General features: G+C 66.4%; 18 protein-coding genes. 10 read left to right on the forward strand and 8 right to left on the reverse strand.

The features are described from left to right. Positions 1-421: 421 nt before the first annotated feature. Positions 422-1,165, reverse strand: a complete 744-nt coding sequence (locus tag K0O64_RS20785) for a glycoside hydrolase domain-containing protein (protein WP_096311979.1) — start codon at positions 1,163-1,165, stop codon at positions 422-424. Positions 1,166-1,336: 171 nt separating this feature from the next. On the opposite strand from K0O64_RS20785, the gene K0O64_RS20790 reads away from it, so the two are divergent. From K0O64_RS20790 to K0O64_RS20810, 5 genes are all read left to right on the forward strand, one after another. Then, positions 1,337-2,368, forward strand: a complete 1,032-nt coding sequence (locus K0O64_RS20790; RefSeq protein WP_096311980.1) for an ABC transporter ATP-binding protein — start codon at positions 1,337-1,339, stop codon at positions 2,366-2,368. 15 nt (positions 2,369-2,383) lie between these two features. After that, complete coding sequence (locus tag K0O64_RS20795) at positions 2,384-3,577, forward strand: ABC transporter substrate-binding protein (RefSeq protein WP_096311981.1); 1,194 nt, start codon at positions 2,384-2,386, stop codon at positions 3,575-3,577. Then, positions 3,556-4,407 carry an ABC transporter permease gene (locus tag K0O64_RS20800; RefSeq protein ID WP_096311982.1) on the forward strand — a complete coding sequence of 284 codons (852 nt, stop codon included), beginning with the start codon at positions 3,556-3,558 and terminating at the stop codon, positions 4,405-4,407. Before K0O64_RS20795 ends, K0O64_RS20800 begins: the two co-directional genes overlap by 22 nt. Next, on the forward strand, positions 4,407-5,207 hold the full coding sequence (locus tag K0O64_RS20805; RefSeq protein ID WP_096311983.1) for an ABC transporter permease: 801 nt from the start codon (positions 4,407-4,409) through the stop codon (positions 5,205-5,207). Before K0O64_RS20800 ends, K0O64_RS20805 begins: the two co-directional genes overlap by 1 nt. Positions 5,208-5,274: 67 nt before the next feature. Continuing rightward, positions 5,275-6,570: an MFS transporter gene (locus K0O64_RS20810; protein WP_096311984.1), complete on the forward strand. Its 1,296-nt coding sequence runs from the start codon at positions 5,275-5,277 to the stop codon at positions 6,568-6,570. Here the strand turns inward: K0O64_RS20810 and K0O64_RS20815 are convergent, their stop codons facing one another. Continuing rightward, the gene (locus tag K0O64_RS20815; RefSeq protein WP_071942761.1) at positions 6,571-6,990 is read right to left on the reverse strand and encodes a ChaB family protein; all 420 of its coding nucleotides are present in this window, start codon (positions 6,988-6,990) and stop codon (positions 6,571-6,573) included. A gap of 212 nt (positions 6,991-7,202) precedes the next feature. On the opposite strand from K0O64_RS20815, the gene K0O64_RS20820 reads away from it, so the two are divergent. From K0O64_RS20820 to K0O64_RS20840, 5 genes are all read left to right on the forward strand, one after another. After that, positions 7,203-8,594, forward strand: a complete 1,392-nt coding sequence (locus K0O64_RS20820; protein WP_096311985.1) for an acyl-CoA dehydrogenase family protein — start codon at positions 7,203-7,205, stop codon at positions 8,592-8,594. Positions 8,595-8,685: 91 nt separating this feature from the next. Next, entirely contained in the window at positions 8,686-8,940 is a 255-nt protein-coding gene (locus tag K0O64_RS20825) for a dsRBD fold-containing protein (RefSeq protein WP_096311986.1), read from the forward strand. Positions 8,941-9,015: 75 nt separating this feature from the next. Continuing rightward, positions 9,016-9,882, forward strand: a complete 867-nt coding sequence (locus K0O64_RS20830; RefSeq protein WP_096312960.1) for a universal stress protein — start codon at positions 9,016-9,018, stop codon at positions 9,880-9,882. 33 nt (positions 9,883-9,915) lie between these two features. Continuing rightward, the gene (gene dosR, locus K0O64_RS20835) at positions 9,916-10,563 is read left to right on the forward strand and encodes a hypoxia response regulator transcription factor DosR/DevR (protein ID WP_071942755.1); all 648 of its coding nucleotides are present in this window, start codon (positions 9,916-9,918) and stop codon (positions 10,561-10,563) included. A 35-nt stretch (positions 10,564-10,598) separates the two neighbouring features. Beyond that, a complete protein-coding gene (locus K0O64_RS20840; protein ID WP_096311987.1) occupies positions 10,599-12,326 on the forward strand; it encodes a sensor histidine kinase in 1,728 nt (575 codons plus the stop codon). Between the two features lie 6 nt (positions 12,327-12,332). Here K0O64_RS20840 and K0O64_RS20845 read toward each other — a convergent pair whose 3' ends face one another. The 6 genes from K0O64_RS20845 to K0O64_RS20870 all read right to left on the reverse strand — a co-directional run bounded on the left by K0O64_RS20845 (position 12,333) and on the right by K0O64_RS20870 (position 16,314). Next, positions 12,333-13,220 (reverse strand): universal stress protein, encoded by an 888-nt coding sequence (locus tag K0O64_RS20845; protein WP_096311988.1) that lies wholly within the window; start codon positions 13,218-13,220, stop codon positions 12,333-12,335. 20 nt (positions 13,221-13,240) lie between these two features. Next, positions 13,241-14,230: an Acg family FMN-binding oxidoreductase gene (locus K0O64_RS20850; protein ID WP_096311989.1), complete on the reverse strand. Its 990-nt coding sequence runs from the start codon at positions 14,228-14,230 to the stop codon at positions 13,241-13,243. Between the two features lie 82 nt (positions 14,231-14,312). Continuing rightward, positions 14,313-15,050 (reverse strand): SDR family NAD(P)-dependent oxidoreductase, encoded by a 738-nt coding sequence (locus tag K0O64_RS20855; protein WP_096311990.1) that lies wholly within the window; start codon positions 15,048-15,050, stop codon positions 14,313-14,315. Next, the gene (locus tag K0O64_RS20860; protein WP_096312961.1) at positions 15,047-15,505 is read right to left on the reverse strand and encodes a nuclear transport factor 2 family protein; all 459 of its coding nucleotides are present in this window, start codon (positions 15,503-15,505) and stop codon (positions 15,047-15,049) included. Before K0O64_RS20860 ends, K0O64_RS20855 begins: the two co-directional genes overlap by 4 nt. 2 nt (positions 15,506-15,507) lie before the next feature. Beyond that, a complete protein-coding gene (locus tag K0O64_RS20865) occupies positions 15,508-15,711 on the reverse strand; it encodes a (2Fe-2S)-binding protein (protein ID WP_071942743.1) in 204 nt (67 codons plus the stop codon). A 9-nt stretch (positions 15,712-15,720) separates the two neighbouring features. Beyond that, a complete protein-coding gene (locus K0O64_RS20870) occupies positions 15,721-16,314 on the reverse strand; it encodes a fatty-acid--CoA ligase (RefSeq protein ID WP_071949679.1) in 594 nt (197 codons plus the stop codon). Positions 16,315-16,363 lie beyond the last annotated feature (49 nt).

Raw genomic sequence — 16,363 nt, forward strand, 5'->3', positions numbered from 1 at the left:
CGGTGTCGGCGATTCCCCGTCGAATCACGGCCTCCGCGCGTTCCCCCCGCGAGGGCGCCGGCTCGCATCCCGGCTGTACTAAGAGTGGCATAAGAACCAGCACCATTTTCCGCCCAAGATTGGTTACTGACGAGTTCTACGGACGGGTAACAGCACGATGGATAACACGACGCCAAACAGGCACCCAGACATCGGAGGACAAACGTCCTGCATGCAGGTGGTTACGGTTGAGTAGGCGCAACAGCGCTGTTCAAAGCACGATTGTTATCGAATCGTTACCTGCGATTTTTGAGCCGGTTTTCGCAGACAGCAAAGTTCAGCCAAGCAGTTGCTAGGTTTTTCAGTCCACAATTGTTCACCAAAATGGCGTCGTCGAGTTTGCTGGCAAATCCTTACTAGCCGGTAAGTTTTGCGCTTTGACTCAGTCCCACTGCCCGAATTGCGGCTTCATGATGTTGTTCAGGTCGACCCCGACGCCGGCGACCTTGCGCGCGTCGATCTCAACCTGATGCAGGTGCGCGGCCGGGTGGGTGTAGCCCTTCGGCGATCCCCAGTTGTGCTGCCAGAACCAGGAACCGATGCCGTCCTGCAGCGCCCAATCGATGACTTTGGAGTTTCCGTACACGCCCACCCGCTGGTGACCGATCACCGATTCCCACGCCCGCAGGTAGGGCGCGACCTGCGCCTTGTACTGATCCAGCGTGGGGTCGTCGTCGATCGACACGTAGATGGGTGCGGCCACCGGGCCGCCCGCGGCGGTATGCAGGGCCCAGCCGCGCTTGGCGTGAACGATGCCGGCCTGCTGACCACCGAGCCAATCCGCGGTGTCCTGCTTGCCGAACTGATAGTTGGACACGATCTTCAGTCCGGCCTGGTAGAGGTCGCGGGCCTCGGTGAGCTGAATCGGCTTACCCAGCATCCAGTCCCCGCCGGGCCGGCGGTCCGACACGTACCGGATCGCGCCGACGGCTCCAGACGCCTTCAGATCGGCGGCACTGATGACACCGGCCGCATAGTCCAGCAGCACGCCGAGCGGGCCGGTCGTCGCGGCGGCCGGGGCGGCGGCCGCGGTGGAAGGGGCCAGCGTCGGCGCCAGACCTCCCAGGCCCAGCGCGACCGGAGTCGCAGCGGCCAGTTTCAGCACGTCACGGCGTGACACGGTCACGCGCCTCAGAATATGACATCTACCTCACTGACCACATCAACGACATAGGTCACATCTGCATCACCCTCCGACAGCGGGTCTCGCTCGCGAATCCGGTGGCGCCAGCCAGCTGCGACCGGCGAAGTCGCCTATGACGCTGCGGTCGGACAACTCAATCCGTAGGATCCACCCATGCCGCCAGCGCCCTCTGGGTCCCCGCAGATCGAGTTGCGCGGGGTGCGGAAGGTGTTCGGCGAGGTGACCGCCGTCGAGGGCGCGGATCTGACCGTCGCCGACGGCGAGCTGTTCGCGATCCTCGGCCCCTCCGGGTCGGGCAAGACCACGGTGCTGCGGATGATCGCCGGCTTCGAACAACCGACGGCCGGCAGAATCCACCTCGGCGGCGCCGACGTCACCGCGCTGCCGCCGGCCAAGCGCGACACCAACACCGTCTTCCAGGACTACGCGCTCTTCCCCCACATGACAGTGGCCCAGAACGTCGAATACGGCCTCAAGGTCAAGGGCGTGCCCAAAGCCGAGCGCCGCGAGCGGACCGGCGCGGCGCTGGAGATGGTGCGCCTGTCCGGACACGCCGCGCGCAAGCCCGCACAGTTGTCCGGCGGACAGCAGCAGCGGGTCGCCCTGGCGCGCGCACTGGTCGGCCGGCCCAAGGTCCTGCTCCTCGACGAGCCGCTCGGCGCCCTCGACCTCAAGCTGCGCGAGCAGATGCAGGTGGAGCTCAAGGCAATTCAGCGCGAGGTCGGCATCACGTTCGTGATCGTCACCCATGACCAGGACGAGGCGCTCACCCTGAGCGATCGACTCGCGGTGTTCAACGACGGCCGCATCGAACAGGTCGGCGCCGCGCGTGAGGTCTACGAGAACCCGGCCAACCGGTTCGTCGCCGACTTCGTCGGCACCTCCAACGTGGTCGACGGCGACACGGCCGAAACGCTCGTCGGGCGGGCGGGCACCGTCGCGATCCGCCCCGAGCGCATCGTCCTGCTGACCCCCGACGAACCCGTCCCGGCCGGAATGCGCACTGTCACAGCCCAAGTCGCCGAAGTGGTGTACGCGGGTCCGATCACCCGGGTGGCCGTCGACGCCTCCGGGGTCCGGCTGACCGCGACGCTGCTGTCGGCGGAAGCCTCCACCGACATCGCCCACGGCTCAACTGTCGTACTGGCCTGGCCAGACAGCGCCGTCCGATCCCTGTCCGCCTAACACGAGGAGCTTGCCATGAGAACCGCCACCCGCCGCCTCGGCGTCACACTGGCCGTGTGCGCCGCCCTGGTCGCCGCCTGTTCGAGCTCCAACAACTCCGGGGGCGGCGGCACCACCGCACCGCCCAAGATGGAGCCGTTGTCTGCTCTGGGCAACGGCGAAGGACAGCTCAACCTGATCGCCTGGGCCGGCTACGCCGAGAACGGAACCAACGACCCCAAGGTCAATTGGGTGGGCCCGTTCGAACAACAGACCGGCTGCAAGGTCAACGTCAAGATCGGCAACACCTCCGACGAGATGGTTCAGCTGATGAGAACCGGTCAGTACGACGGGGTTTCGGCGTCCGGTGATGCCACACTGCGGCTGATCTACGCCGGCGACGTCGCGCCGGTCAACACCAAGTTGGTGCCCAACTACGACACCATCTCGGACTTCCTCAAGAACAAGCCGTGGAACTCGGTGAACGGTCAGATGTATGGCATTCCGCACGGGTGGGGCGCCAACCTGCTGATGTACAACACCGACGTCGTCAAGAACGCGCCAGACTCGTGGGGCGCGGTGTTCCCCGGCGCACCGGAGTACAAGGGCAAGGTCACCGCCTATGACTCCCCCATCTACATCGCCGACGCTGCGCTCTACCTGTCGAAGACGAAACCCGAACTGGGAATCAAGAATCCGTACTCGCTGACCGAGGACCAACTCAACGCCGCGGTGGACCTGCTCAAGGCGCAGCACGCCAACATCGGCGAGTACTGGTCGGACTACACCAAAGCGGTGCAGGCCTTCGAGTCCGGCACCTCGGTGATCGGCACCACCTGGCAGGTGATCGCGAACATGATCTCCAGCGACAACAAGGTCAAGACCGCCACCGTGCTGCCGAAGGAAGGCTCGACCGGATGGTCGGACACCTGGATGGTGTCGTCGAAGGCCAAGAACCCCAACTGCATGTACAAGTGGATGGACTACATCACCTCGCCACAGGTCAACGCTCAGGTCGCCGAGTACTTCGGCGAGGCCCCGGCTCAGACCAAGGCCTGCGAGTTCACCAGCGACAAGACGTTCTGCGACACCTACCACGCAACCGACTCCGCCTACGCGGAGAAGATCAGCTACTGGACGACGCCGCAGAAGCAATGCGTGGACGGCAGCGGTGACAACTGCACGGCCTACAACGAGTGGGTCGACAAATGGCAGCAGATCAAGGGCTGACCTTCACGGTGAGCCGGCGCCTCCGCCTCGCCTTCCTGCTGATTCCGCAGCTGGCCTGGCTGGTGGTGGCCTATCTGGGTTCGCTTGGCGTACTGCTGCTTTCAGCGTTCTGGGGTACCGACACCTTCACCGGCGCGGTGGTGCGGTCCTACACCAGTGACAACATCGTGCGGGTGGTCACCGACGCGGTCTTCCGCACGGCCACCCTGCGCACGATCGGAATTGCGTTGAGCGTCACCGTGATCTGCATCGTGCTGGCGGTTCCGTTGGGCCTGTACATGGCTAAGATCGCCTCGCCCCGGATCCGACTGGCCCTGGTGGTCGCGGTGACAACACCGCTGTGGGCCAGCTATCTGGTCAAGGCCTACGCCTGGCGGATGTTGCTCTCGCCGGAGGGCCCGCTGCACTGGGTGGCGGGCTACACGCCGGGCTACGGCCTGATCGCCACCGTGCTGACGTTGGCCTACCTGTGGCTGCCGTACATGGTGATCCCCGTGTTCGCCGCCTTCGAGCGGGTACCGAACCCACTGATCGACGCCAGCGCCGACCTGGGCGCATCGGATCTCACCACGTTGCGAACCATCGTGGCGCCGTTGGTGTTTCCGGGTATCGCCGCGGGCTCGATCTTCACGTTCTCGCTGTCGATGGGTGACTACATCGCGGTGACGATCGTCGGCGGCAAGACCCAGATGCTGGGCAACATCATCTACGGGCAGCTGGTGACCGCCAACAACCAGCCGCTGGCGGCGGCGCTGTCGCTGATCCCGTTGGCCGCGATCGTGCTGTATCTGTTGGCGATGCGGCGCACCGGCGCATTGGAGAACGTCTGATGTTGTCGCCCGGGGTACGTCGGCTGGTCCGCTTATGGACCGTGCTGGTTCTGGTCTTCCTGTACGCACCACTGCTCCTGGTGGTGCTCAACGCGTTCAACGCGTCGAAGACATTCGCGTTCCCGCCAAGCGGTTTCACGCTTCGGTGGTGGGCCGACGCCTGGGCCAGCGACGGTATGTGGCATTCGCTGGCGAACTCAGTGGTGGTGGGCCTCTGCGCGACGGTGATCGCACTGCTGCTGGGCAGCATGGCGGCGTTCGCCGTGCAGCGCTACGAGTTCTTCGGGCGGCAGACCATCAGCTTCCTGGTGGTGCTGCCGATCACCCTGCCCGGCATCGTCACCGGCATCGCCCTGAACGCGACGTTCACTTCGGCCCTGGGCATGACGCTGGGACTGGCGACGGTCATCGTCGGCCACGCCACGTTCTGCATCGTGATCGTGTTCAACAACACCCAGGCCCGGCTGCGCCGGCTGGGCACCGGTTTGGAGGATGCGTCCGCAGACCTGGGCGCGTCCGGCTGGCAGACCTTCCGCTACGTGACGTTCCCGATGATGCGCGGCGCGTTGGTGGCCGGTGCGATCCTGGCCTTCGCGCTGAGCTTCGACGAGATCGTCGTCACCACGTTCACCGCGGGCCCGACGGTGCAGACCCTGCCGATCTGGATCTTCGGCAACCTGTTCCGCCCCAACCAGGCGCCGGTGATCAACGTGGTCGCCGCCACCTTGACCGTGCTCGCGATCATTCCGGTGTGGCTCGCGCAGCGCTTCGGCGGTGATCCTGCCTATACCCGGGTATAGCTGCACGCCGGGAATGAATTTGCATCGCCGGGAGATGATTGAAGCGGCGAACGAGAGGTGAGGGACAGTGCGGGCCTGGATTGTGTGGTCGACGGGAACGCTGGCCTACATCGTGGCCGTCCTGGACCGCACCACGCTCGGCGTCTCCGGACTGGACGCGGCCAAGAGGTTTTCGGCGAGCCCCGGCGTGCTGTCGACCTTCGTCGTGCTGCAGGTCATCGTCTACGCGGCCGCACAGATTCCGGCCGGCCTGCTGCTGGACCGCTTCGGGTCCAAGAAGATGATCCTGTCCGGCGCAACGCTGATGGTCGCCGGTCAGTTGGCTTTGGCGTTCACGGTCTCGCTGCCCACCGCGATCGCCGCCCGCGCGGTCGTGGGACTCGGCGACGCGTTCACGTTCATCTCGGTGCTTCGACTGGTGCCGCACTGGTTCAAACCGCGACAGATACCGCTGGTGACCCAGCTGACCGGTATCTCGGGCCAACTCGGACAAGTACTTTCGGCGGTGCCGTTCCTGTCCCTGCTGATCGGGTCCGGCTGGACGCGGGCTTACACGGCCGTCGCCGCGTTCGGCGTGCTGTCTCTGGTGCTGACATTGCTTCTGGTCAAGAACACCCCGAGCGGGGTGACGGTCCACGATCCGGTGATCAGCCTGCGCGACACGCTGGCCAGCGTGAAGACGATCTGGATGCGGCCAGGCACCCGGTTGGGGTTCTTCACCCATATGGGCACCCAGTTCTCGGTCACCGTCTTCGCGCTGATGTGGGGTGTCCCGTATTTGACGGTGGCGCAGAATCTTTCACGTAGTGAGGCAGGCACCCTGCTGACGATCTCGGTGGTCGCAGCGATCGTCTTCGGGGTGTTGATCGGCATCGTCACCGGCCGGCACCCGCACCGGCGCTCCTGGATCGTGCTGGGCATCGTCATCAGCAATGCGCTGATCTGGACCGTCGTGCTGGCGCTCCCGTCGGCCGCGCCACGCTGGCTGCTGGTCGTCCTGATCGTGGTGATCTCGTGTGGCGGGCCCGGCTCGATGGTCGGGTTCGACTTCGCCCGCACCTTCAACCCCCGCTCGACGTTGGGCACCGCGCAGGGTGCGGTGAACATGGGCGGCTTCCTGGCCTCGCTGCTGGTGATGCAGGCGATGGGCCTGATCATCGGCGCGACCGGCGGCTACTCGTTCTCCTCGTTCCGGCTGGCCTGGTGCGTGCAGTACGTGGTGTGGGCCTTGGCCATCGCCGGCATTCTCATCACCCGCAGAAAGGCCCGGCGCACTATCGGAGACATCGAGGAAAGCCGGTACCTGCTGGAGTTCTTCAGTGACTCCGAGCTGGCACCGGCCACCCCTCGTCAGGACCGCTGATCAGCGGTTGCGGCTGCTCTCGCGCCGATTGGCCTTCTTGATCGCGTCGACCAGTTCGTCCTTGTTCATCGACGACCGTCCGCTGATATCCAGCCGCTTGGCAACGTCGAGCAGATGCTTCTTGCTGGCGTTGGCGTCCACGCCTTCGGCGGTCTTGCCCTTGGCGTTCGGGCCTCCGCTGCGCGCGCGGGCATCCGACGGACCCTTGGAGCTCTTGGGCTCCCAATGGTCGCCGACCTTTTCGAAGCTGTGCTTGAGCGCGCTGTAGGCCACCCGATGGGCCCGCTCGCCTTCGCCGTACTCCTTGGCCGCCGAATCGTGGGCCTTGGCGAAGGTCCGCTGCGCCTTCGCAGAAGACTTCTTCAGGGTGCTGGGCAGCTCGCTCTTCTTGGCGTCGCCGCTCTTGGTTGTCTTGGGCATACCGATTCACCTCCGTAACCGGTCGACTACCCGGCGTCCGGCGGCCAAAAACGTCGGTAACGCGCGCCCGTCGGTGGTCGATATCCCAGTCAGCCCCGAGCTGCCGTGCAATCCGACTCCGCGGCAGCCCGGGCTCCAATCTTTCTGCCCGTCGGCTCGACGTTTGATCATTCGATACCCGAGGTATCACCCAAGCGTCGAAGGGACGCACGATGGGCTTGGACCTCACGCCGACGACGGCGCAGCACGACTTGGCTCGCCGCACCCACGAATTCGCCGAGCACTGCATCCGCCCGGTGGCCGCCGACTACGACCGACGCCAGGAGTTTCCCTGGCCGGTGCTGGAGGAGGCGGCCCGCCGCGGCTTCTACAGCCCGCTGTTCTACCGCGACCTCATCGGCGATCCGACCGGTTTGTCGCTGCCGATGTTCATGGAGGAGCTGTTCTGGGGTTGCGCCGGAATCGGTTTGGCGGTGGTGATGCCAGCGCTCGCCCTCTCGGCGATCGGCCAGGCCGCCACCCCCGAACAGATGCTGACGTGGGCGCCCGAATGTTTCGGTACACCAGGTGATCTGAAGCTGGCCGCGCTGGCGATCTCCGAACCGGAAGGCGGTAGCGACGTCCGCAATCTGCGGACCCGGGCGCACCGCGACGGTGACGACTGGATCATCGACGGGCACAAGATGTGGATCGGCAACGGCGGCATCGCCAATGTGCATGTCGTCAACGCCGTCGTCGATGAGGAGCTGGGCCACAAGGGGCAGGCGTTGTTCGTGGTGCCCGGCGGCACACCGGGTTTGGAGCTTGTCCGCAAGCTCGACAAGCTTGGCTGCCGCGCCTCACACACCGCCGAGCTGAAGTTCACTGGTGTTCGGGTGCCCGGCGAGAATCTGCTGGGCGGGCAGGACAAGCTCGAGCACAAGCTCGCCAAGACCCGAGAGGCCATGGCCACGGGCGGGCGGCGCTCCGGATCTGCCACGCTCGGGACCTTCGAGCAGACCCGCCCCATGGTGGCGGCCCAGGCCCTCGGAATCGCCCGTGCCGCACTGGAGTACGTCACCGCGTATGCCAATCGCCGCGAGGCGTTCGGCGCGCCGATCATCGACAATCAGGGCATCGCCTTCCCACTGGCGGACCTGGCCACCGGTATCGATGCCGCCCGGCTGCTGACCTGGCGCGCATCGTGGATGGCCGCCAACAACGTGCCGTTCGAACGTGGCGAAGGTTCGATGGCCAAACTCGCGGCCAGCGAGATCGCCGTCAAGACCACCGAGCGGGCCATCCAGACGATGGGCGGCTGGGGTTACATCAGTGATCACCCCGTCGAGAAGTGGTACCGCGACGCCAAGTTGTACACCATCTTCGAAGGCACCAGCGAGATTCAGCGGATCGTCATCTCGTCCAAACTCGGTGCGGCCGACGGCGGGCCACCGATGCACGTCGAGCTGGAACCGTCCGGCGGCCCGTTCAACCGGCTGTTCGGCCGCGGCACCCCCGCACGTGGCCGCATCGCCGAGACCGCGCTCGCAATGAAAGACCGCGTGCCCGATCCCGCGATGCGCATGGTCATGAAAGTTCTCGCGCCGCCGAAGCCGAAGCGCTGACGTCCGCCGAACGGCCCGCCGCGATGGGACTTCAGCCCCTACCGGTCAACCATGCCCGAGTGGTCCGATCGATAGGACTGAGGGGGACGTCATGGAAGATCACGACACGACCAAGCATTCGGCCATATTGATCGCCGTCGACGAGGATGCCGGCCAGACCCGGGCCACCGCCCTGCTGTCCTGGCGCAGCACCGCGCTGGTGGGGATGGGGGTGGCCCGGATGGACGCCGACACCGACCACGCGGTGGAACTGCGTGACGAGGTCGCCGTCGCCCGGGCGCTGTCCAACCTCGCCAGCCAGATCTTCGCGACGTCGATGTCAGAGATCGAAGCCGCCGCCGGCTAGCGGCGTACTCATTTTCTCCGCGCATCGGCGTCGCGTTCGGCGACAATGAAGGCCGCCGTCCCCGGGGAGCCACTGATGCCCGCACCGTCCACACTGCCGTCGATCGTCGTCGGCGTCGACGGTTCCCGCGGCGCTGTCCGGGCCGCGTTGTGGGCGATCGACGAAGCCGTCAGCCGCGACCTCCCACTGCGTCTGATCTATGCCATCGACTCATCCGGCGCCGAGCCCGTCGACCCGCAGCAGGAGCCGCACCTACTGGCCGCCGCCGAACTGGCAGTCCGCCGCGCCGCCGAGGCCGTCGAGGCCACCTGGCGCCCGGTCAAGCTCGACATCGACATCCTCCACGGCCGGCCGATCGCCACTCTGGTCGACGCCTCGCGCTGGGCGGCGATGATCTGCGTCGGCGAGGTCGGGCTCAAGCACTTCGACTCCGACCGCATCGGTTCGACCGCCACCGCACTGGTCACCGCGGCGCACTGCCCCGTCGCGATCGTGCGGGGCGAGGATCGGATCGGACGCGACCCGGGCTGGATCGTCGTCGAGCTCGATGAATCCCCCGACAGCGCCGCGGTGCTGCAGTTCGGGGTCCAGGAGGCGCGGTTGCGCGGCGCACCGCTGCGGGTGCTCGGTGCATGGCAGTCGCGCTACACCGACGTCCACGACTCGCACGCGGTCTCCGACGGCAACCGCATGGTGCGTGCGCAACTCGACCGCAGGCTGTCGCACTGGAAGAAGCAGTACCCCGATCTCGACGCGCGTCCGGTCGCGATCCACGGCAACGTGCTGCACTATCTCGCCAAACACGCAGACTCCATCCAGCTCGTCGTGGTGGGTGCGCGCAACGCCCGTGGCATCGAGGAATTGCTCGATCCGACCGGGTCGGCCACCCTGCACAACACCGATTGCTCGGTACTGGTGGTCGACCGACAGCGATTGTTGTGACACACGGCGGCGATCGCCGGATATCGTTGCACCATGGTGAAGGTCTTCCTCGTCGATGACCACGAAGTCGTTCGCCGTGGACTGATCGACCTGCTGTCCGCCGATCCCGATCTCGAAGTCATCGGCGAAGCGGGTTCGGTCGCCCACGCGCTGGCGCAGATTCCGGCGTTGAATCCCGACGTCGCGGTGCTCGACGTGCGCCTCCCCGACGGCAACGGCATCGAGCTGTGTCGTGATCTGCTGTCCAAGATGCCCGACCTTCGGTGCCTGATGCTGACGTCGTTCACCTCCGACGAGGCGATGCTCGACGCCATCCTGGCCGGCGCGAGCGGCTACGTGGTCAAGGACATCAAGGGCATGGAGCTGGCCGAGGCGATCAAGGACGTCGGAGCGGGCCGGTCGCTGCTCGACAATCGCGCGGCCGCAGCACTGATGGCCAAGCTGCGTGGCGCTGCCGAGCGCTCCGACCCGCTCTCCGGTCTCACCGAACAGGAGCGGGTGCTGCTCGGTCTCCTCGGCGAGGGCCTGACGAACAAGCAAATCGCCGCGCGAATGTTCCTTGCCGAGAAGACGGTGAAAAACTACGTGTCACGACTTCTGGCAAAGCTTGGTATGGAGCGCCGCACGCAAGCCGCGGTGTTCATCTCCAAACTCGACCAGAATCACCACACCGAAGAGTGAAGCGGCCATTACCTTCCGGTGGCAACATAGGTCCTGTGACCGACAATGTCGGACCAAATGTCAACCGCACGCCCGGGTCGCCGCTGCGTGACACGTTGTCGCAACTTCGCCTGCGCGAGTTGCTCGTTGAGGTCCAGGACCGCGTCGAGCAGATCGTCGAAGGGCGCGATCGGCTCGACGGTCTGGTCGAAGCCATGCTCGTCGTTACCTCGGGGCTGGAACTCGACGTCACGCTGAAGACCATCGTGCACACGGCCATCGACCTGGTGGACGCCAGCTACGGCGCGCTGGGCGTGCGCGGGCACGACCACGAACTCGTCGAGTTCATCTACGAGGGCATCGACGCCGAGACCCACGAACTGATCGGACCGTTGCCGTCGGGCCGCGGCGTCCTCGGCCACCTGATCGATGAACCGAAGCCGATCCGTCTGGACAACATCACCCAACACCCCGCCTCGGTGGGCTTCCCGCCGAATCACCCACCGATGCGTACCTTTCTCGGCGTTCCGGTGCGCATCCGCGACGAGGTGTACGGCAACCTCTACCTCACCGACAAGGCGGACGGCCAGCCGTTCAGTGAGGACGACGAGGTTCTGGTCGAGGCATTGGCCGCCGCGGCGGGCATCGCGATCGACAACGCCCGGCTCTACGAACAGTCACGCGCCCGGCAGTCGTGGATCGAAGCCACCCGCGATATCGGCACCGAACTGCTCGGTGGTGCGGACCCAGCCCAGGTCTTCCGGCTCATCGCCGACGAAGCGCTCAAGCTCACTGCCGCCGACGTGGTGCTCGTCGCGGTGCCCAGCGACATCCAGCTCCGCGTTGAGGAAGTCGACGAGCTCCTGATCGTGGAGACGGCAGGCAAGGTCGGCGAGGTCGGCTCCTTGCCGCCGATCACCGTGGAGGGCAGCGTCATTGGCAAGGCGTTCGCCACCCAGGCACCTCAGCGGTTCGCCGACATCGGCGACGAACTGACCGCCATTCCCGGCTGCGGTGCCGCGATGGTGTTGCCCCTGCGAACCACCGACACGGTGGCGGGGATCGTCGTGATCCTGCGCCGCCAGGGCAGACAGACCTTCAGCGCTGAGCAGCTCGACATGATGGCGGGCTTCGCCGACCAGGCGACGCTGGCCTGGCAGCTGGCCTCCACGCAGCGGCATCTGCGTGAACTCGACGTGCTCTCCGACCGCGACCGCATCGCCCGCGACCTGCACGACCACGTCATTCAGCGATTGTTCGCCATCGGACTCGCGCTGCAGGGCACGATCCCACGCAGCCGGCTGCCGGAAGTACGGCAGCGGCTGACCAGCAGCGTCGACGACCTGCAAGAGGTCATCCAGGAGATCCGAACCGCGATCTTCGATCTGCACGGCGGCTCGACGGGCACCACCACCCAGCTGCGGCAGCGCCTCGACAACGCCGTCAACGGGTTCGCCGGTTCGGGCCCGCGGATCACCATCCAGTACGTCGGACCGCTGTCGGTGGTCGAACCGGGTCTGGCCGACCACGCTGAAGCCGTGGTGCGCGAAGCGGTGAGCAACGCAGTCCGCCACGCGGAAGCGTCTTCACTGAGCATCACGGTGCGTGTGGAAGACGAACTCGCGATCGAGGTGATCGACGACGGCCGCGGTATGCCGGCCGACGTCAAGCCCAGTGGGTTGATCAACCTGCGCCGCCGCGCCTACGAAGTCGGCGGTGATTTCACCGTGGCGGACGCCGAGGGTGGCGGCACCGTCCTGCGCTGGAGTGCCCCACTGCCGTAACGGTTTTCAGTGGCTGCGCGCGACGATCAGCGGCAGTCGGGTGCCATGCACGACCGCGGTGCTGACCGATCCCAGCAGCATTCCGGCGAATCCGCCGCGGCCGTGACTGCCGACCACCATCAGCTGAGCCGACTCCGACTGCTCGATGAGCTGGCGGGCTGGCCGGTCGGCGACCACGAGTCGGCGCACCACAACGTCGGGGTAGCGCTCTTGCCAACCGGCCAGCCGCTCGGCGAGCGTCACCTCGGCGATCGATTGCAAAGCCGGCCAGTCCAGGCCCGGAAACTCGAACACCCCGGTGTCGCTCCAGGCATGAACCGCGACCAAGTCCACCGCGCGCAACGACGCCTGCTCGAACGCGATCTCCAACGCCTTGTCCGAACTCGGCGAGCCGTCGACGCCGACGACCACGGGAGCTCGAGAAGGCTGCTCCATCAACGGGTCCTGATCGTGGATGATCGCCACCGGGCAATGCGCGTGATGGACCAGCCCCGTGCTGACCGAACCGAGCAGTCCGCGGGCCAGCGCGCCACGCCCGCGGCTCCCGACGACGATCAGCCGAGCATCTTTGGACAGATCCACCAGCGTCGGCACGGTCGAGCCGCTGGCGATCTCAGTGGTTACCTCCACGGGGCGATCGACGGTGGCCTCGGCAACAACCTTGCTAGCCTGCTCGAGCACCTCGTGGGCCGAATCCTCTTGCCACTGAAGATAACCCGCTGGTATGGGCACTTCAGGGAAGGTCATCACCACAGGAGAGCTGAGCACATGCACCAAGTGCACCGGCAGTCCGAGCAGCGCCGCGTCGCGCGCGGCCCAGTCGACGGCCACTTTCGACTCCGGGGATCCGTCGACGCAGGCGACGATGCCGTATTTCGTTGCAGAAGTTGACATGTGATGTTCCTTCCGACGTATCACGCGACCCGGCTGTCCAACCCGTCGACCACCTCGGAGAACGGACGACGCGGCGTCGCAGGCAGCGGATCGGCGTTCACCGCCGCCCATCCGATCCGCACCATCATCTGCGGGTAGCCGCTGGTGCCGAACACGTCCTCGCGCACCGCTTCTCGGGTCTCGCTGATCTCGAGCGGTTCGGTCACCGGACACGTCGCCAAGCCCATCGCGGTCGCGGAGAGCAGCACCAGGCTGGTGGCCTCCCCGGCCCGCAGCCGCGCCAGGTCGTCGTCGGTCTGCGTGCCCAGCGCCAGCAGGACGCCATTGTCCTCGGCGGCGAACGTCTCGGAGGGCTGGGCGAGGACCGGGCCGGCGAACACCCGGGCCGGCAGCGCCGCGTGTTGATCGGGTGCCGGCGTGTTGTGTGCGGGTACGCCCGCGAGCGACCCGTACCGGCCGCTCCATGCACCGAGCTCGTAGAGGTAGTCCACGTCACCGGTGTGCCTGCGCACCGACTCCGCGACGATCTCCGTCAGGTGCGGCAGCAAGTCGAGCTGGCGCAGCATCACTCCGGCTCGGGCGGCGCGGGCACCCATCAGCGCGATGTCGCCGCCGGGAACCGGCCACGAGCTGAAGGTGCGCCGGTCGGTGCGACGCCGGGTGATGGCGGCGGCCAGCGTGATATCGACTTCGCTTGCCGTCATCGGCTGCACTTCGATCGACGCGAGATAAGCGTTGTCGGTCCGGTCGGGGAACCGTCGGATCTTGGCCTGCCATCCCAGGGCGGCCAGGGCGACTGTGCAATGGTGCAGGGCCGCACCGCAGCTGACCAGCATGTCGCGCCGGTCGGGGTCGGTGTTCGGCAGGTGCCGGCTGTAGTCGGCGTAGAGATGCAGGCTGCTCGGGCCGACCCGCCAGTGCCACGGCTGCGAATTGTGCACCGACGGTGCCCGCATCGCCATGCTTAATGCGGCCCGGATCGTCTCGGGGTCGGGAAACTGCGCGCTCATACACCTACTGTCGCCCTGCCCGCCGGTAGCTGACAGGGGCGTAAGTCCTCGGCTCAGGGGACTTGTGCAGCGGATCCCCGGGTCAGGGATGTCTGCTGGTCACTCCACCATCAACGACCAGGTGCGATCCGGTGATGAACGACGCCTTCGGTGACATCAGGAAGGCCACTGCCGCGGCGACCTCGTCAGGGTTGCCCAGCCGGCCGATCGGCGCGGCCGCTTCGAACCCTTGGCGTACCTCGTCCACGTCGAGCGCGATCTGCAGCATCGGGGTGCGGATGAACCCGGGGCATACCGCGTTGACCCGGATTCCTTCCGGGCCCAGCTGCGCTGCCATGGACCGGGTCAGCCCGAGCAGGCCGGCCTTCGAGGCGCAGTACGCAGGGATGAACGGGTTGGCGGTCAGGCCCTCGATGCTGGAGATCCCGACGATGGCGGGAGCGGCGCCCGCTCGAGCGGCCTCCTGCAGGTGCGGTAGCAGAAGCTGCGACAAGATCGCCTGCGCGCGCAGGTTGACGTCGAGAACCGCGTCCCACGACTCCTCGGTGAAGGCCCCGACCGGTTCGGGAATGACCCGGCCGGCCGCATGCACCAGTCCGTCGATTCCGTCCAGTGCCGCCGCGGCGGCGGCGACCGCGGCGCCCAGCGCGTCCCCGTCGCAGACGTCGATCACGGCGTGCGGCATACCGAGTCCCTCGGCCACCTCCGCCACCGCCGGTGCGATGTCCCACAACGCGACCCGCCGTCCGTCGGCGATCAGTGCCTCGGCAGAGGCGCGGCCGATTCCCGACGCGGCTCCGGTGACGATGACACCGCTCATGTCTGCGCCTCCTCGGTCAACTCCGCCCGCCTGCGCGGACTCGGCGGATTGTCGAACCAGAGGTTCTCCTCGCGTAGCTGCCTGCTGCGCCATCCGCTCGCGGTGCGCACCATAACGTGGTGGTAGTAGCCGCCGCACGCACTTGTCTCACTCGCACCGGGCAGGAGCATCGGGTTGTAAAACATGGCCCGCACCGTCGCGGTGTCGCCGTCGATATCGGCTTCGATGTTCGTGACGAAGTGCTGCGTCATGGGCATCAGCGTCAGCGACCGCTCCAGCCAGGTGCAGACCTCGTCGCGGCCGGCGGCCGGACCGCCGACGGAGCTGTAATCCAGGTGGGCGTCATCGGTGAACAACGACCTCAGCAGGTTCCAGTCGTGGGTGTCCACCGCTCGGGCATAGCGGTGAAGCACCGAAGCGATCTCGAGTTCGTCGCTGACGCGCTGGCTGTCCATCTTCACCCCTTGTGTAGGAAACCCTTGTGGCGCTTGGCTTCAGCGCCGTCGGCCGCATCGATGATGGCACGGACCGTTCGGCGGCAGCGGCCGCATTCCGCACCGGCCCCGCACACCTGAGCAACCTGATTGCAGGTCCGGGCCCCCGCCTCGACGCAGTCGGCCACCACCTGGCTGGTGACACCGTTGCAGAGGCAGACGAACATCGGCGGCCCTCAGACGCTCTCGTCCAGCCGCATGATGTGCTGGAGGCGGCCGACGAAAACCGGTGGATAGGCACCGACTCCGGTGTGCCCCATCCATTCCGCCGCCACGTCCGGGTGGTCCACCCACGCGAACGCGTCGGCTTCGTCGTCGAGTTCTTGCAGGATCATCACTTCGTGCTCGTCATCGAAGGCCTGAAAGATTCGGACCGCACGCACACCGGCGGCTTCAAATCGCGACAGCCCCTTGTGAACTCGGCCAATCATCGCGGGCACGTCTTCGATTGCCGCGATCGCGCCCACGATGACTCCGGGCGGGTTCGCCTCGGACGGCTCGACCAGGGTGACCTTGTCCACCGTCTCGCCGGCGAAGATGGCCGGGATGTCGTCGAGGCCGACGGCGTCGAACCAATTGAGGAACACCCGCGAGCGCAGAACTTCCAGGATGGGTTCCTTGCTGCGCAACGAGATTGTCACCATGACGCGACCATGCTCGCGCGTCGAGGTGTACACGAGGACGTAGTGAGCGCCCAGGTCGACGAGCGCCGGTCTACTGCGCTGCAGAACCGGCCAGACCCGGCCCGGGTCGGGAACCCGGTAGTCCATGGCCAGCACCAGCGTGTGGGTATGCACCTGCGCCGCGCCGTCCACGCCG

The sequence above is a fragment of the Mycolicibacterium pallens genome, assembly GCF_019456675.1.
Classification (GTDB): domain Bacteria; phylum Actinomycetota; class Actinomycetes; order Mycobacteriales; family Mycobacteriaceae; genus Mycobacterium; species Mycobacterium crocinum.

Excerpts from the sequence above, each read along its gene's own strand:
- K0O64_RS20860 (WP_096312961.1), bottom strand. The coding sequence starts at position 15,505 with ATGGACAGCCAGCGCGTCAGCGACGAACTCGAGATCGCTTCGGTGCTT.
- K0O64_RS20850 (WP_096311989.1), bottom strand. The coding sequence starts at position 14,230 with ATGAGCGCGCAGTTTCCCGACCCCGAGACGATCCGGGCCGCATTAAGC.
- dosR (WP_071942755.1), top strand. The coding sequence starts at position 9,916 with ATGGTGAAGGTCTTCCTCGTCGATGACCACGAAGTCGTTCGCCGTGGA.
- K0O64_RS20795 (WP_096311981.1), top strand. The coding sequence starts at position 2,384 with ATGAGAACCGCCACCCGCCGCCTCGGCGTCACACTGGCCGTGTGCGCC.
- K0O64_RS20800 (WP_096311982.1), top strand. The coding sequence starts at position 3,556 with ATGGCAGCAGATCAAGGGCTGACCTTCACGGTGAGCCGGCGCCTCCGC.
- K0O64_RS20820 (WP_096311985.1), top strand. The coding sequence starts at position 7,203 with ATGGGCTTGGACCTCACGCCGACGACGGCGCAGCACGACTTGGCTCGC.
- K0O64_RS20790 (WP_096311980.1), top strand. The coding sequence starts at position 1,337 with ATGCCGCCAGCGCCCTCTGGGTCCCCGCAGATCGAGTTGCGCGGGGTG.
- K0O64_RS20805 (WP_096311983.1), top strand. The coding sequence starts at position 4,407 with ATGTTGTCGCCCGGGGTACGTCGGCTGGTCCGCTTATGGACCGTGCTG.
- K0O64_RS20815 (WP_071942761.1), bottom strand. The coding sequence starts at position 6,990 with ATGCCCAAGACAACCAAGAGCGGCGACGCCAAGAAGAGCGAGCTGCCC.
- K0O64_RS20825 (WP_096311986.1), top strand. The coding sequence starts at position 8,686 with ATGGAAGATCACGACACGACCAAGCATTCGGCCATATTGATCGCCGTC.
- K0O64_RS20865 (WP_071942743.1), bottom strand. The coding sequence starts at position 15,711 with ATGTTCGTCTGCCTCTGCAACGGTGTCACCAGCCAGGTGGTGGCCGAC.
- K0O64_RS20870 (WP_071949679.1), bottom strand. The coding sequence starts at position 16,314 with ATGGACTACCGGGTTCCCGACCCGGGCCGGGTCTGGCCGGTTCTGCAG.
- K0O64_RS20830 (WP_096312960.1), top strand. The coding sequence starts at position 9,016 with ATGCCCGCACCGTCCACACTGCCGTCGATCGTCGTCGGCGTCGACGGT.
- K0O64_RS20845 (WP_096311988.1), bottom strand. The coding sequence starts at position 13,220 with ATGTCAACTTCTGCAACGAAATACGGCATCGTCGCCTGCGTCGACGGA.
- K0O64_RS20855 (WP_096311990.1), bottom strand. The coding sequence starts at position 15,050 with ATGAGCGGTGTCATCGTCACCGGAGCCGCGTCGGGAATCGGCCGCGCC.